At 42.3% G+C, this 15,085-nt stretch carries 12 protein-coding genes; 6 read left to right on the forward strand and 6 right to left on the reverse strand.

The features are described from left to right. The first annotated feature begins 537 nt into the window (after positions 1-537). The 5 genes from acsF to LC605_RS07795 all read left to right on the forward strand — a co-directional run bounded on the left by acsF (position 538) and on the right by LC605_RS07795 (position 6,801). A complete protein-coding gene (gene acsF / locus LC605_RS07775) occupies positions 538-1,593 on the forward strand; it encodes a magnesium-protoporphyrin IX monomethyl ester (oxidative) cyclase (RefSeq protein ID WP_229546989.1) in 1,056 nt (351 codons plus the stop codon). Positions 1,594-2,025: 432 nt separating this feature from the next. Beyond that, positions 2,026-3,516, forward strand: coding sequence for an ABC transporter permease subunit (locus LC605_RS07780; protein ID WP_229546990.1), 1,491 nt, complete (start codon positions 2,026-2,028; stop codon positions 3,514-3,516). Further along, entirely contained in the window at positions 3,509-4,243 is a 735-nt protein-coding gene (locus tag LC605_RS07785; RefSeq protein WP_229546991.1) for an amino acid ABC transporter ATP-binding protein, read from the forward strand. The genes LC605_RS07780 and LC605_RS07785 overlap by 8 nt, the downstream gene beginning before the upstream one ends. Positions 4,244-4,738: 495 nt before the next feature. Next, on the forward strand, positions 4,739-5,506 hold the full coding sequence (locus LC605_RS07790; protein WP_229546992.1) for a DUF1350 family protein: 768 nt from the start codon (positions 4,739-4,741) through the stop codon (positions 5,504-5,506). Positions 5,507-5,664: 158 nt separating this feature from the next. Further along, positions 5,665-6,801: a PP2C family protein-serine/threonine phosphatase gene (locus tag LC605_RS07795; protein WP_229546993.1), complete on the forward strand. Its 1,137-nt coding sequence runs from the start codon at positions 5,665-5,667 to the stop codon at positions 6,799-6,801. On the opposite strand, the gene LC605_RS07800 is transcribed toward LC605_RS07795, so the two are convergent. Then, a complete protein-coding gene (locus tag LC605_RS07800) occupies positions 6,802-7,128 on the reverse strand; it encodes an STAS domain-containing protein (RefSeq protein ID WP_229546995.1) in 327 nt (108 codons plus the stop codon). Between the two features lie 809 nt (positions 7,129-7,937). Here LC605_RS07800 and LC605_RS07805 point away from each other — a divergent pair. Continuing rightward, positions 7,938-9,824 (forward strand): ABC transporter ATP-binding protein, encoded by a 1,887-nt coding sequence (locus LC605_RS07805; protein WP_229546997.1) that lies wholly within the window; start codon positions 7,938-7,940, stop codon positions 9,822-9,824. A gap of 823 nt (positions 9,825-10,647) precedes the next feature. Here LC605_RS07805 and ureG read toward each other — a convergent pair. The 5 genes from ureG to LC605_RS07830 all read right to left on the reverse strand — a co-directional run bounded on the left by ureG (position 10,648) and on the right by LC605_RS07830 (position 14,636). After that, complete coding sequence (gene ureG / locus LC605_RS07810) at positions 10,648-11,244, reverse strand: urease accessory protein UreG (RefSeq protein WP_100901384.1); 597 nt, start codon at positions 11,242-11,244, stop codon at positions 10,648-10,650. A 259-nt stretch (positions 11,245-11,503) separates the two neighbouring features. Further along, positions 11,504-12,196, reverse strand: a complete 693-nt coding sequence (locus tag LC605_RS07815; protein WP_229546998.1) for an urease accessory protein UreF — start codon at positions 12,194-12,196, stop codon at positions 11,504-11,506. Further along, positions 12,171-12,617, reverse strand: coding sequence for an urease accessory protein UreE (gene ureE / locus LC605_RS07820; RefSeq protein WP_229546999.1), 447 nt, complete (start codon positions 12,615-12,617; stop codon positions 12,171-12,173). The genes LC605_RS07815 and ureE overlap by 26 nt, the downstream gene beginning before the upstream one ends. Before the next feature lie 365 nt (positions 12,618-12,982). After that, complete coding sequence (locus tag LC605_RS07825) at positions 12,983-13,750, reverse strand: ChaB family protein (RefSeq protein WP_229547000.1); 768 nt, start codon at positions 13,748-13,750, stop codon at positions 12,983-12,985. 346 nt (positions 13,751-14,096) lie between these two features. Beyond that, positions 14,097-14,636: a Dps family protein gene (locus LC605_RS07830; protein WP_229547001.1), complete on the reverse strand. Its 540-nt coding sequence runs from the start codon at positions 14,634-14,636 to the stop codon at positions 14,097-14,099. Positions 14,637-15,085: the final 449 nt, after the last annotated feature.

Genomic DNA, 15,085 nt, shown 5'->3' on the forward strand with positions numbered 1-15,085 from the left:
AAAACCGGGACTGGGAATATTGACGCAACTGGGGAACGCGGCGCTAGATTCGGTGGTGTCTGGTACGGGCATGAAGATTATGCATTGGCAGCAGAGACAGTCGCATACGTTAAGTTGACACCAATGGAATTATGTCTCCCCTCTCCCAAAAATGCGAAAGGGGCTGCGGGTCAGGGAAAAGATTTAAGCTTGCATTGGGATGCTCTCCGTAGTCAAGACTGAAGTCCTTATTTCCTAAGCACACTTTGCGCTGACTACAAACCCTCAAAACTAACTTAGACATCGTACTAAGTAGGTTGGCGCAAATAAAGCTAACTGGCTAAGGCTGTCATTTGTCCTTTGTCATTGGTCATTAGTAAAGGTTTTAAGCTTATTTACGTTTCGTAACATACTTGACTTTTTTCGCCCCAACGTACTTACTACAGCACGGCGGAAATAAGCCAAGTAACTGAAGGATTGTAAAGAGGTCTAGCCAAATAATCATATTTATCATAGCTTGATAGCTATAGAACTATTGACTGTATCGCCTCACTAATCATGGTTAATACCCTACCCAAGCCAGAAATTAAAACTCCCAGCGAAGAAACTGTACTCACCCCCCGGTTTTATACTACAGATTTTGAAACCGCAGCCAAGCTGGATTTGTCTGCTCAGGAAACGGAGTTGCAGGCGATGTTGACAGAAATGCGGACAGACTACAACCGCCACCATTTTGTTCGTGATCAAGCTTTTGAGCAGTCTTGGGAACACATTAGCGGTGAAGCAAGGGAGGCGTTTATTGAGTATTTGGAACGGTCTTGCATTTCTGAGTTTTCTGGCTTCTTGCTATTCAAGGAATTATCCCGCAAGCTGAAAAATCCCAGTCCACTACTAGCAGAAATATTTCAACTGATGGCGCGTGATGAAGCCCGCCACGCCGGATTTCTCAACAAAGCAATGGGCGATTTTAAACTCTCCCTGGATTTAGCCACTGTTACTAAAACCCGTACCTATACGTTTTTCCCGATTGAATGGGTACTTTACACCGTTTACCTCTCAGAAAAAATCGGTTACTGGCGTTACATTATTATTTTCAGGCATCTAGAAAAGCACCCGGAAAACGAGTTTTACCCTATCTTCCGCTACTTTGAGAGCTGGTGTCAGGACGAAAACCGCCACGGGGATATATTCAAAGCATTATTGCGATCGCAACCGCAACTGTGGAACAACTGGAAAGCTAGGCTGTGGAGTCGCTTTTTCTTGCTATCAGTATTTGCTACCCATACGTTGACAGTTCATGAACGTTCCGGGTTCTACAAATCACTGGGACTTGATGCGACGGAATTTGATCTCGAAGTTGTCCGCAACACTAATGAAACTGCGGGACGGGCTTTTCCTGTGATGTTGAATACGGAACATCCCAACTTTTTTCCACGTCTGCAACGCTGTGCAGCTTACAACTTGAAAATTGCAGAGATTGAGCGCAGTTCTGTGCCTAAAGTTGTTAAGCTGATTGGCAAACTACCTTTGATTGCAGCAATTGTTTGGAATCTGCTGTTAGTTTACCAGATCAAACCAATTGATACTGAAGCCCTGCGGGGAACAGTTCGTTAGTTATCGGACATATAGGATAATACAGTTGAGTTAAGCATTTCTCTGACAATTCCGGTCATGTGCAAAAGCTAAGGATTAACCTAACCGCCTAACCTCCTTCCCGCATCGGGAAGGGGGAAAATTCAAACTCTCTCCTTAAGAGGATGTTTGAAAAGTCCTCTTGTTGGTAACAAAACGTTTTAGATCCCCCTTTTTAAGGGGGGCTAGGGCGTGTTTTCAAACTCAAAGATCCCCCCTAACCCCCCTTAAGAAGGGGGGAAAAAGAAACTCTAAAAGCCCCCCAATTTATCGGGGGGTTGGGGGGATCTCCAAAGACTGAGGTGCTTAAAGAAAGGTTTGAAAACACGCCCTAGGGGGGATCTAAAAGTGCCTAAAGTCACAGTGAAATACTTTTCAAACATCCTCTAAAGGAAGAGAGAAATTATCAAGTTGATGAATCAAAAAAAAGTATGGTTATTAACGATGCTGTTTGTAACAATGGTTTTAACTAGTATCATCACAGGTTATAGCCATTCTGTAAAAGCAGCTTCATCTTTAGGCAAAGACACGCTGACGATGATTACTTCCCCCGATTATCCACCTTATGAGTTTTATGATACCAAGGGGGGAGACAGGCAAATTGTTGGCTTTGATGTAGATATTGCCAAGACTATTGCTCAAGAACTAGGATTTAAACTCCAGATAATAGAATCAGATTTTAATGGATTAATTCCGGCACTGCAAGCGAAGCGGGCTGATTTTGTGATGGCTGGGATGACTCCCACACCAGAACGTCAGAAAAATGTTGATTTTTCAATTATTTATTACCAAGCAAAAGATACGATTGTCGCTCTCAAAAATCGCAATCTCAAACAGATCCAAGACCTAGCTTTTAAAAAAGTCGGAGTACAACTGGGGACTATCCAAGAGCAAAATGCTCAAAAAATTGCCCAAAAAGTTAGAGGGATTGAGCTAAAACAACTCAATCGAGTCCCAGAAATAATTCAGGAAATCAAGTCGGGGCGAATTGATGCAGCAATTGTTGAAGATACTGTTGCTAGAGGATTTGCCCAAGCCAACACAGATTTAGAGTTTAACGTTATTCCCTCTGACGAGGTGAGTGGCTCGGCGATCGCTTTTCCTAAAGGTTCGCCTTTGGTAGAACCTTTTAATAAAGTCCTGCAACAAATGAAGGAGAAAAAAGAACTAGAAAAATTAGTCACTAAGTGGTTTTCCCAAACTACCTTAACTGCTACCTCTGCTGAATCTCCTGTTAAAGGTGGGCTGAATCTAGACTTTACCAGAATTATCCCAGACATTCCCTTTATGCTCAAAGGCATCCCTTTGACGTTATTGTTTACACTATTGTCCGTATTTCTAGGGTTAATTTGGGGTACAGTTCTTTCTTTGTGCAAAATCACTGGTATCAAACCCCTCACTTGGCTAGCCAACGCCTACACTTCTGTATTTCGAGGCACGCCTCTGCTGTTACAGTTGGCTTTGGTTTACTATGCGACACCCCAGCTTACAGGTTATGATATCTCGGCTTTAGAAGCAGGGGTGCTAACTTTTACCCTCAACTCTGGGGCTTATATGTCAGAAACCATTCGGGGTGGAATTCAAGCAGTAGATAAAGGACAAACTGAGGCGGCGATGTCTATGGGTGTTCCTTATCGCTTGATGATGTGGGATATAATTTTGCCCCAAGCATTGAAGAATATTCTACCTGCATTGGTGAATGAAACTATTGGACTGTTGAAAGACTCAGCTTTGGTATCAACAATTGGTGTAGTGGAAATATTACGCAGTGCCCAAATTGTTGGTGCAAATAAATATATCTATTTTGAACCTCTGCTGTTTGCGGGGTTAATCTACTATATTTTAGTTATGGGTCTGACTAGGAGTGCAGCCGTTTTAGAAAGAAAGTTAAGACAAAGTGAGTAAAGTCGTAATTCGGACAGAATTCTTGTGTAAATCCTTTGGCAAACTCGACGTACTCAAAGATATTTCTACGGAGATTCACCAAGGGGAAGTTGTTGCTATTCTTGGCCCTTCTGGTTCGGGTAAATCTACTTTTCTACGGTGTCTGAACTTGTTAGAACGCCCGACTAAAGGCAGAATTTATTTTCAAGAGCAAGAAATCACTCATCCCAAGGTCAAGATTGCTCAGGTTCGTCAACAGCTGGTGATGGTGTTTCAACACTTTAATCTATTTCCCCACATGACAGTGTTGCAAAATGTCACCTATGCTCCAATTAAGGTGAAAGGAGTAGAGAGGAAGTTAGCCGAAAAGAAAGGGATGGAGTTATTAACAAAGGTGGGCTTGGAAGAAAAAGCAGATGTTTTTCCATCCAAACTATCAGGGGGACAGAAACAAAGGGTAGCTATAGCCCGCACTTTGGCAATGTCACCAGAGATGATTTTATTTGATGAACCCACCTCTGCTTTAGATCCAGAAATGGTCAAAGATGTGCTTCAAGTGATACAAGATTTAGCTCAAACAGGGATAACGATGGCGATTGTCACCCATGAAATGGGATTTGCTAGAGTTGTGGCTAGTCGAATTATGTTTCTTGATCAAGGGACTTTAGCAGAAGATACCACTCCCGACAAGTTTTTTCAAAATCCTCAGTCCCAAAGGGCCAAGCAATTCTTAGAAAAAATGCTTTAGTTGACCGAAACACAAAAGGATGCAGAGCAAATAAATTTATTTTCAGTATGGGGCTGATAGAGGCTTCTGGGTGGGTCAATAGGGTTCGGTTAGTATGTTTGGTTCTCGGAGATCCCCCCTTAAAAAAGCTACCGTGTATACACAAGTCGGTAGACCTCTCCCCAAACCCCTCTCCGAAGCGGAGAGGGGCTTTGAAGATTGACTCCCCAACGCTACAAGGGTTGGGGCTGTTCTTGTTAGGTCTGAGAGCGCTTTGAGCAAAATAAGTCACTTGTGTATACACCGTAGCTTAAAAAAGGGGGGCTTTTCGTCCTATTTATCCCCTTTTTAAGGGGGTCGCTGTAGACGTGGGGATCTTAACCGAACCGTATTGCTTGGTGGGTTGGTTTTTAACCTAGTGACCAGACATCCGCAATGGCTTTTTCCATAATCCTTCCCACGGTTGCGATCCCCGGTCTAACATAAAGAATATCAAGAAAGCGATCGCTCATCTACATGGACTGGAAAGAAGTCAGAGGTAACTGGGTAATCATTCCCCGAAATCCCATCGGTATCATCCATTTTTTAGGAGGTGCATTTGTCGCCACTGCACCCCACATTACTTATCGCTGGTTACTGGAACAACTAGCGAGTAAAGGTTATGTTGTAATTGCTACACCTTTTGTCAATACATTGGATCATACTGCGATCGCAAAATCCGTGCTGCTAAACTTTGACCGCACCCTCGAACGCCTACATGACTCTGGCACATTACGCAAGCTTTATTTCCCAATCTACGGCATTGGACACAGCATGGGCTGTAAACTTCACTTGCTGATTGGTAGTCTCTTTGAAGTAGAACGTGCAGGTAATATTTTAATATCCTTCAACAACTACGCCGCTAAAGAAGCTATCCCCCTAGTAGAACAGTTCAATTCTACTTGGAAAATCGAGTTTACCCCCTCCCCGTTGGAAACTAACAAGCTTGTCCAAGAGCGTTACAATATCCGGCGCAATTTATTAATAAAATTTAGTAATGACACCATTGATCAATCGGTAGCTTTAACCAAAATTTTACAAGAACGTTTTGATCAGATGGTGACAGCACAAACTTTACCAGGAACTCATACAACACCTCTAGGTCAAGATATTAAATGGCAAACTGGAACATCTTTCACTCCCTTTGATGCTTTAGGGCAATGGTTCAAACAAGAAGCATACCGCGACTTAAACCAGCTAAAAAGCAACATTCTCTTGTGGCTAAATCCCCTGGCAGCGCCATAATGTTTTATGACTGTTTAACAGTCATAAATTCAACCTAAAAAGAGAAATTAGTCAGTAGAATTATTTAGATAATTTTACTGGCTAATTAGTCCATATCTTATTTTTTTTGATATTTTTACAGAAAATTAATTATTAATGAGTGTTTCCTACAACTTTCTATGTTTCAAATACTAGTAATTGATGATGACTATTCAATAAAAATACTCCTGAAAAGGATGTTGGAAAAACAGGGTTATGAGGTAGTTACTGCCAGTAGCGGCGAAGAAGGAATAGAAAAGGCACTAGCTTACCGTCCAGGACTGATTATTTGTGATTGGATCATGCCAGGTTTGACCGGACTGGAAGTTTGCCATCGCATTAAGGCAAACCCCAAATTTTCTACCACATTCTTTATTTTATTAACATCCTTAGATTCCGTTGCCGATTGCGTCAAAGGTTTAGATGCTGGTGCTGATGATTTTATTTCCAAACCTATTGAACACAATGAATTACAAGCACGAGTAAGGGCGGGATTACGCCTGCATCAGTTGAGTAGAGATTTACAGGCTCAAAAGTTGCTTTTAGAATCAGAAATGTCAGAAGCCGCAGAATATGTGCGATCGCTTCTACCTCTTTCCATGGCCGAACCCTTCAATATAAATTTCCGATTCATTCCCTCGCGACAATTAGGCGGTGACTGTTTTGATTACTATTGGCTCAATGACGATTATCTGGCAATTTACTTACTTGATACTGCCGGACATGGACTCAAAGCTACTCTTCCCTCTGTTTCCGTGCTAAATCTGCTGCGTTCCCGTGCGCTCAAAAGTCTGAATTATTATCAACCTAGTGATGTGTTGAAGGCTTTGAATGATACCTTTCAGATGAATTATCAAAATGATAAATATTTTACGATTTGGTACGGTGTTTACAACCGAACCAACCGCCAGTTAATTTATGCTAGTGCAGGTCATCCGCCAGCAGTTTTAGTAACTGGCACATCTCCAAGGAAGTCTGAAGTTCAACTCTTGAAAACCTCTGGTATGCCGGTTGGAATGTTTCCAGAGGCAAAATATGTTGATGGATTTTGCAATATTGAAAAATTCAGTACACTTTACATTTTTAGTGACGGCGCTTATGAAATCACTAAATCAGATGGCACTCTTTGGAGTTTGGATGCTTTTATTCAGCTACTAGTTAGCTTACAACATCCTGTTGATTGCCAACTTGATCAAGTACTGAGTTATTTAATTGCTCTGAACTCCAAAGATGCTTTTGATGATGACTTATCTATTTTACAAATGAAGTTTGATTAATTACATCTTGGAGACTACAACCTGATTAAATGCATCTTGACTAGGGAATATTTCAAATACTTTATCCATATTAGTCAGTTCAAATAATATCCTGACTTGCTCATTAATTGAGCAGAGAACAAGCTGAGTATCTGCTGCCCGCAAAGTTTTAAAAGCTAAGACTAAAGCTCCCAAACCGGAACTATCCATAAAGGTGACATCTTTAAAATCAACTAATACAATTTTTGCACCACTTTCTAGAAGATCAGTGACATTTTGGCGAAAGTCTTGTGAAGTTGTAGCGTTTAAATTACCGCTAAGTTTAATAACTTCCACTTGTTCTCTCATAATACCTCACTTTGTTTGGTGTAAATGATGCTCTGTTTTCGTTAGTATATCCCAATCATAGGCCATTTAAAAAATGCCTACCAGATAAAGAATAAGCAATTATAGGAATCCGATTTGATTACTCAATGCCTGCCATAGAGAGGGAACTCTTAACAGCGAATGGGAAACAGGCAAAAAGAAATAAAGGTGTGCTGAGTTTTGTCCAAAAATCAAGCAGGAGTCTTATATTAACCTTCAATGCTTTATCAGTCCTTTTGAATAAGGCTGTGTAAATTATCAAATAATTAATTTTTTTTGAACAAAAACTAATTATTAACTTATGATTATAGTCTGACTGCGAAGAAGTCACTGAGAGCAAATAAGTATGATGATTGTCATCAGTGAAGGTTGAAAATTAGTTGTATCAAGTAAATTAAGTTGAAATTTAAACGCATAGGCGCAACTCTTGGAGACGCACTCGCGAACGCCTTCCCGCAGGGTAGGGGCGCAAAGGGAAGCGCATAGGCGCTTCGCCTTCCCGCAGGGTAGGAACGCAAAGAGAATTCGCTACGAATTTATGAAATATTGTACTAAGAGTGGCGATCGCTCCTTAAACCGATAAAAAACACACAAAAAAGCCCGAAATATATTCTGGGTAAGGATTATGAGGAGTGCGATGTCTGCAACGGGTGTAGCCAAAGCAGGACTTTTAAGAGGGAACAGTGAACAGTAAACAGTTATCAGTGATCTATTTATCTCGCTCGTTTAAGTCCCCCACCTACAGTGTTAAAATCCAAATAATTTTAAGTTAAGATTCATACCCAACTCCTATGAGAGAGACTGTCCTAGAGGTTCGCAACCTACAAGTTGAATTTCCCAGTGATGGCAATGTCGTCAGAGCTTTGGATGGTATTTCTTTTAGGCTGCATCGAGGTGAAACTCTGGGAATAGTAGGAGAATCGGGGAGTGGTAAATCAGTGACAGCCTTAGCTGTGATGGGTTTATTGCAGACTCCCGGTATAGTTACTGGCGGTGAAATCTGGTTTCGTCCGCAGGAGAATGGCAACCCCATCGATTTGGTAAAATTGCCTCCTGAGCAAATGCAGTTACACCGGGGTGGCGACATCGCCATGATTTTCCAAGAACCGATGAGTTCGCTTAATCCGGTTTATGACATTGGGTTTCAGCTAACAGAAGCGATTATGCGGCATCAAAAGGTGTCAGCATCCCAAGCACGACAAATTGCGATCGCAGGTCTACAAGAGGTGAAACTTCTACCTAGCGATGAAGAACTCCAGCAGCAGTATACCGAAACTTGGCATCAAACCAACAGCAAGTCACCCAAACCAGATGCACCAAAATTGGCACAGTTGGTTAAAGAACACAAAGAAGCCATGCTGGAACGCTACCCCCATCAACTTTCTGGGGGTCAGTTGCAACGGGTGATGATTGCAATGGCAATTTCTTGCAACCCATTAATCTTAATTGCCGATGAACCAACCACAGCCTTGGATGTGACAGTGCAAGCGACTATTTTGGAGTTAATCCGAGAATTGCAGCAAAGCCGTAATATGGCAATGATTTTCATTACCCACGACTTGGGGCTAATTTCGGAAATTGCTGACCAAGTAGCGGTGATGTATAAAGGCAAAGTTGTCGAGTCTGGTGCTTCTGAGCAAATTTTTAGCAGTCCCCAACATCCCTATACTAAAGGTTTGATAGCTTGTCGCCCCACACTCAACCGCCGCCCCCAAAAATTACTCACCGTTTTCGATTACATGAGTGCAGAAGAGACATCAACGGGACAAATAGTAATTCAGGCGAAAGAACCTGCACAACCCACAGAAGTCACCACTGAAGAGATTGCTGCAAGATTGGCAAACTTCAATGACTTGGAACCCCTGCTGCAAATCCGCAACCTAAAAGTTGGTTTTCCAGTGCCCGGGGTGTTTGGTGGTACAAAACGCTATAATATGGCAGTTAATGGCGTTTCCTTTGATGTCAAACCAGGAGAAACACTAGGTTTAGTGGGAGAATCTGGTTGTGGTAAAACCACCCTTGGCAGAACCTTGCTGCGATTAATTGAACCGATGAGTGGTCAGATTATCTTTGAAAAACAAGATATTACTAGCCTCAAAGGAGAACCGTTGCAAAAATTGCGGCGGGAAATGCAAATAGTCTTCCAAAACCCTTTCAGTTCCCTTGACCCACGGATGAAGGTTGGCGATGCGGTGATGGAACCATTGTTAATTCACGCCGTTGGGAAAACAAAGCAACAACGACGAGTGCGAGTAGCCGAACTTCTAGAACGGGTAGGGTTGAGTGCAGATGCGATTAACCGCTATCCTCATCAGTTTTCTGGCGGTCAACGCCAGCGAATTTGCATAGCCCGTTCTTTGGCATTAAATCCTAAATTTATCATTTGCGATGAATCAGTTTCAGCGCTGGATGTTTCCGTACAGGCGCAGGTATTAAATCTTCTCAAAGAATTACAGTCAGACTTTCAGCTTACTTATATCTTTATTTCTCACGATTTAAGTGTAGTGAAATTTATGAGCGATCGCATTTTAGTCATGAATCGCGGTCAAATTGTTGAAGAAGGGACAGCCGAAAGCATTTACCAAGAACCCAAAGAGGAATACACGCAAAAATTAATTGCTGCGATTCCTACTGGTAGTGCTGAACGGGTGCGAATTCGTCATCTGAAGGCTTTGTAGAAACAGAATTCATGCTGCATTCTCTACAAGTGGCGCATAGCGACTTCGCTAACGTCTGAATAAACGGCGTTTTTGCACTCCCACTAAATATCAATACAGTTCAGTTAAGGCTAAAACTCTTTGTTAAAGTCAATTTTGTTAACGAACAGCATTCGCGCAGCGTCTCGTAAGAGTTGGCCGCAAAGTCCGCAAAGGAAGAGAAGAGAGAAGGAAGAAATGCTTAACCCAACTGTATTGCACTCAATATGCAGATTTAGCTAGAAAAGCAAGAAGCCTCACGCCTACCCGATAGGGAGGCGTTGAGATGAATTGCGAGCGAGTTGACGACAGTCTCCCGACCAATGCGACAGCGAGGGAGGGAGATATGGAGGAAACGAGCAAATCTAAGTTAAGATTAATAACTAGGGGCGGCAGGGCATTCCGTCTCTTTAATAAAGCTCATCGCCTCCTAAGCAGTAGCCGGATTGGGTGAGAAGCCTACACTGTACTGCTTGCAGTCAGTGTAGGAGTATGTCACTTGTCTTGATTCTGATATCATGCTCCGCATAATTAGTTACGATTCCCACAGTCATTGCACCCCACCCCCAACGCCTCCCCGCAAGCGGGGAGGGGAGACAAAGCAAAGCTTTGGCGGGGTGGGGTTCTTCGGGTTTGGGACTTCCAAGAAATAAATTACCCAATCTTGTGGGGTGGGCGTCTCGCCCGCCCTTGTGTATGGGCTCTCGTGTCGCCCACCCCACAATAACTAGTTGAGTATTTTTTTATTTGGAAGTCCTTTTAATAAGCAATTAAGGGGACGTGATATGACTTGGTGAATTCTTTTTCAACAGATATTTGTGCAAACAAAATTAATTACATCTGCAAGTCCAGACTGAGTTTTTAAATTAGTAAAAATAAAAGGTTTATCGCCACGCATTTTTTTTGCATCTCGTTCCATCACACTTAAATCTGCACCAACATAAGGCGCTAGATCAGTTTTATTAATCACTAACAAATCGGATTTAGTAATACCAGGGCCGCCCTTGCGGGGAATTTTATCACCAGCCGCAACATCGATGACGTAAATTGTTAAATCCACCAATTCGGGACTAAAGGTAGCAGCTAAATTATCACCGCCACTTTCCAAAAATACCAAATCTAAATCGATAAAACGTTCTTCTAACTGTTCAATTGCCGCCAAATTCATCGAAGCATCTTCGCGGATAGCAGTATGGGGACAACCACCAGTTTCTACACCCAAAATGCGATCGCTTGCCAACGCCTGAGAACGCACTAAAAACTGAGCATCCTCCTGAGTATAAATATCATTCGTCACCACCGCAATCTGATACTGCTCACGCAATCCCTTGCACAAAGCATCCACCAAAGCTGTCTTACCTGAACCCACTGGGCCAGCAACTCCTACTCTAAATGCATTTATTGTCATTTGTCATTTGTCCTTTGTCCTTTGTCACTTTTCCTTGGTATAGCCGTTTTCAATCTGGTCAGGTACAGGGGGAGGAAATAGACCTAACGCCCTAACCCCCAACCCGTTGCGGGAAGGGGGAAGAATTTCATTGCCTCTCTCCTTTTAGGAGAGAGGTTTGGAGAGAGGTCAAAATTGTACTTCACGCTTGCCGAGAACCCCTATACATGGTTATTAATTCTTAGTTTTTCACCAGATGAATAATGACCAATGACTAACTCCTAAACAATCTTGTATACTGGGTTTCATGCTGCATACTTGCTAGTGACAAACCCCAACTACAACAGGCGAGTTGATCATCCTCCAGTGCGAGAATTTCTGATGCCGCAGCGCTAAATAATGATTGTAAATCTAGTAATAACTGCTGTCCTGCTGTTTGTCCAAGGGGGATAAGTTTTATGCCCGCAGTAATCAAATTACTTGCCCAACTATGGAGATATCCTAGTAACGCCGCTTTGATACTGATTTGCCAATGGGCAACGGCAATGCCAAAAGCGATCGCATAATTGCAAGGATTACCTACAGCATTAGCAATAGGCATAATCTGCGGTTCTAGTTTACCAAGTAATTGCATGAGCGATCGCCCCATCTGCCAACTAGAGGCGCGTAATTCTTCTGTTTCCCTAGCTGCGGATAACCAGAGATTCCAACGGCATAGGGACTCAACATCACCCATTTTTGCAGCTTGCTGCGATCGTACCATCACCGCCGCCTCTAACCGAATTGCCCCGTAGAGCAACTCTGCTTCTAGCCAATGTTTGAGATGTGACGGGCTAGCGATCGTACCATTTTCCACCAGCATTTCTAAGCCTTCAGAATAACTATATGCTCCCACAGGCAAAGCAGGGCTAGCCAACTGCAAAATACTTAAAAGATGGCGATCAGTGAGCATGATGGTATTGTCCATAAGCTCCTAATTCTGGCTGAAACGGTAAAATTTCCTCTTTAACTTCTAACCCTAGTTGTTCCAACATCGTGCGTAAAACAGAATCTGAGGACAAGCGTAAATAAGTTGAGGTAATTTCTACAGGTACATGGCGATTTCCTAGATGATATGCCGCTCGTAATAATAAAAGTGGTGTTTGGGCAAAAGCAGTCAGCACTACTTCTGGTTTGGCAGTAATTCTGATTAAACTGCTGTGAGTTTCTTCTTGCAAAATATCGCCATCGTGTAAGACAGTTCCTCTGGATAAATGTAAAAACACAACCATACCATCTGCCGTTTCAAAGCGATGACGACTACGGGTACGTTCTTCTGCTGTTAGCGCCAAAGTAAAACTAACTGCGGCATCGCCATTAGGTGGTTTAAGTTGGGTAAATGTCAGCATACAGAGTTTCGCCTGATCTTCCGCTTTTTATTATGGTTATAATTACATATCTTGACAAATTAAATATGCGTTACCCAGAAACGTTGTAGAGACGTAGCACTGCTACGTCTCTACATTCGCACTGCTACGTCTCTACATTCAATGTCACTCCTATGTCTATAGCGGTTCTCAATTGCATGGAATACACACCTAACCCCCAGCCCCTTCCCTACAAGGGAAGGGGAGTAATATTCAAAGCCTCTCTCCTTTTAGGAGAGAGGTTTGGAGAGAGGTCAAACTGTATTGCATCCAAGCGAGAAGCGCTATAATATGATTACTAATTACCAACAGCACCCAAAGATATATAATTGCTGATGCCCAGTAGTTTAAGCTTTAACCTTGGCTTTTGACCAGACACCATTTGCATCTTCATCATACTGCTCATGAACAGTTTCCCAAGCAGCTTGTTCAGCAGTGAACTCGTCACCTCTGTCATTGAGTACAGAATTATAGCGCTCAATGAATGTGCGTTGAGCTTCATCAGAAAGATGAGTGCGAACTTCAGGAGATAAGTCTTGTGGACTGTTGCACTGTCCAGGACAAGGACGAGCAAAAGTTTTTTCAATAGTGTTAATTTCTTCAGCACCAGCACTTTCGAGCAGCAATTGAAATTCGCCAGAGCGATCGCCCGGAACTTCTGCCATCAATAAGAACTCGCCAGCTTGTAAGCGGGTTTGGTAGATAGTCGCCTTATCTTCTGGCATCCCTAAAGTAGTTAGAACCGATACTAGACCAGCACCTGCACTACCTGCGATCGCTCCACTAGCAGCCCCCAACAACACCGCACCAATAGGCCCTGCTGCCACAATTGGCCCGACAAAAGGAATAAACAGTACGCCTACACCAGTAAGCAAGCTCAGAAAGGAACCAAACAGGGAACCAAAAACTGCTCCCGTTCTCAAACCTCCCAAAATCACATCTTTTTTACTAATAAAGCCAGCAATTCTAGTTTCTGACTGAAAATTTCTGCCCATGACCGAAATATGATCTCTAGGCACACCCCTGTCTAGTAAACGTCGAATCACATCATCAATTTGCTTCTGGTCTTTAAATACAGCAGATATAGTACGTTCTGCTTTATACACTTCTGGCATTTACTTAAATACTCCTTGTATTATGTTGTTTTTGCAATGGATATGGTGATCTAAGTAGGTCGGTGCAATTAAAGATAACTGGTGATGGCTGTCATTTGTCATTGGTCATTTGTCATTAGTCAAGGTTTTAAGCTTATTTACTTTTCGTAACATACTTGACTTTTTTGCACCAACGTACTTAGGTTGATTTAGACGTTAGAGCTTATTAGTGTCAACTTAAGCTAAAAGTAGACTAAAGATTTTTGGCTATATTTAGTCATCTCTCAGATGACTTTCGCTATTAGCAAGGAACTTCAGTTCCTTGCGGGACATAGCTTTTACGTTAAGTTGACACCTACGGTTAGAGCTACACCCCTACAGGAGTCTTAGCCTTTTCTGCTGGCTGTCTACCATCTGGATCTAGTGCTTCCCCTTCAATAAATGAACGCAGCATCCAAGCTATTTGCTCATGTTCTTCTAGCAGTCCAGTCAGAAAGTCAGCAGTTCCCTGATCGTGGAACTCTTCACCAGACTGATCCACATGGTCTCTTAAGTTACGAATAATCTGCTCGTGATCATCCACTAGATTAGCAACCATCCCTGTTGCTGTGGGCACATTACCAGCGTGTTCCTTGAGGGTAGCAAGTTTGAGGAATCCCTCCAATGTACCAACTGGAAAACCGCCCAAAGTACGAACCCGCTCTGCCAAAGCATCAATATTTAGAGTTAGCTTTTGGTAGTGTTCTTCCCAAAGCTGGTGCAAAGAGCGGAACTGAGGCCCAACGACATCCCAATGGTATTTTTTGGTTTTAACCAACAGTAAATAAGCATCTGCTAAATCTTGATTCAACAAATTAATTACACCTTGACGCTGTTCTTCGGTCAAACCAATGTTTATCGAACGCATTGTTTTCCATCCCTAAGCAAACTTATTTATTAACTTCCCAAATTTCCCATATAATCCACATCAACCAAAGGAAATATTCTGACTTGAAATTAATTATCAAATTACATAGTGATACCTACGTCTTAGAGACCATTTATAAAGTAAACCTTAAATTGTCGGGTGCGTTAAAGCTCTCGTGTACGGCACCTGGAGATATGGTGCCCTGCGGCTATCAACAAGTGCAAAAATACAGTCAAAATGCTTTGAAAACATCCTCTTAATAGATTGGACTTTGGACAAAAAAGAAGTGTTCGCGTTTGATTTACGCGAACTTACAATCTACGCATCATAAATTACCCCAGTTATTTTTCAAACTGAGTCCAACTGAGTTAAACGCCTAAAGCCTAAGAAAATTTACGCGGCTTTTTGTTTATTAGGTGTTGATTTTGACTGCCTTTTCACAACGGGAT

Origin of the sequence: Nostoc sp. CHAB 5836 (assembly GCF_020829445.1) — a bacterium.
Taxonomy (GTDB): domain Bacteria; phylum Cyanobacteriota; class Cyanobacteriia; order Cyanobacteriales; family Nostocaceae; genus Nostoc.

Bases quoted from the DNA above. Each gene is read 5' to 3' on its own strand.
- acsF (WP_229546989.1), top strand. From the start codon at position 538: ATGGTTAATACCCTACCCAAGCCAGAAATTAAAACTCCCAGCGAAGAA.
- LC605_RS07780 (WP_229546990.1), top strand. From the start codon at position 2,026: ATGAATCAAAAAAAAGTATGGTTATTAACGATGCTGTTTGTAACAATG.
- LC605_RS07790 (WP_229546992.1), top strand. From the start codon at position 4,739: ATGGACTGGAAAGAAGTCAGAGGTAACTGGGTAATCATTCCCCGAAAT.
- LC605_RS07795 (WP_229546993.1), top strand. From the start codon at position 5,665: ATGTTTCAAATACTAGTAATTGATGATGACTATTCAATAAAAATACTC.
- LC605_RS07800 (WP_229546995.1), bottom strand. From the start codon at position 7,128: ATGAGAGAACAAGTGGAAGTTATTAAACTTAGCGGTAATTTAAACGCT.
- LC605_RS07805 (WP_229546997.1), top strand. From the start codon at position 7,938: ATGAGAGAGACTGTCCTAGAGGTTCGCAACCTACAAGTTGAATTTCCC.
- LC605_RS07815 (WP_229546998.1), bottom strand. From the start codon at position 12,196: ATGGACAATACCATCATGCTCACTGATCGCCATCTTTTAAGTATTTTG.
- ureE (WP_229546999.1), bottom strand. From the start codon at position 12,617: ATGCTGACATTTACCCAACTTAAACCACCTAATGGCGATGCCGCAGTT.
- LC605_RS07825 (WP_229547000.1), bottom strand. From the start codon at position 13,750: ATGCCAGAAGTGTATAAAGCAGAACGTACTATATCTGCTGTATTTAAA.
- LC605_RS07830 (WP_229547001.1), bottom strand. From the start codon at position 14,636: ATGCGTTCGATAAACATTGGTTTGACCGAAGAACAGCGTCAAGGTGTA.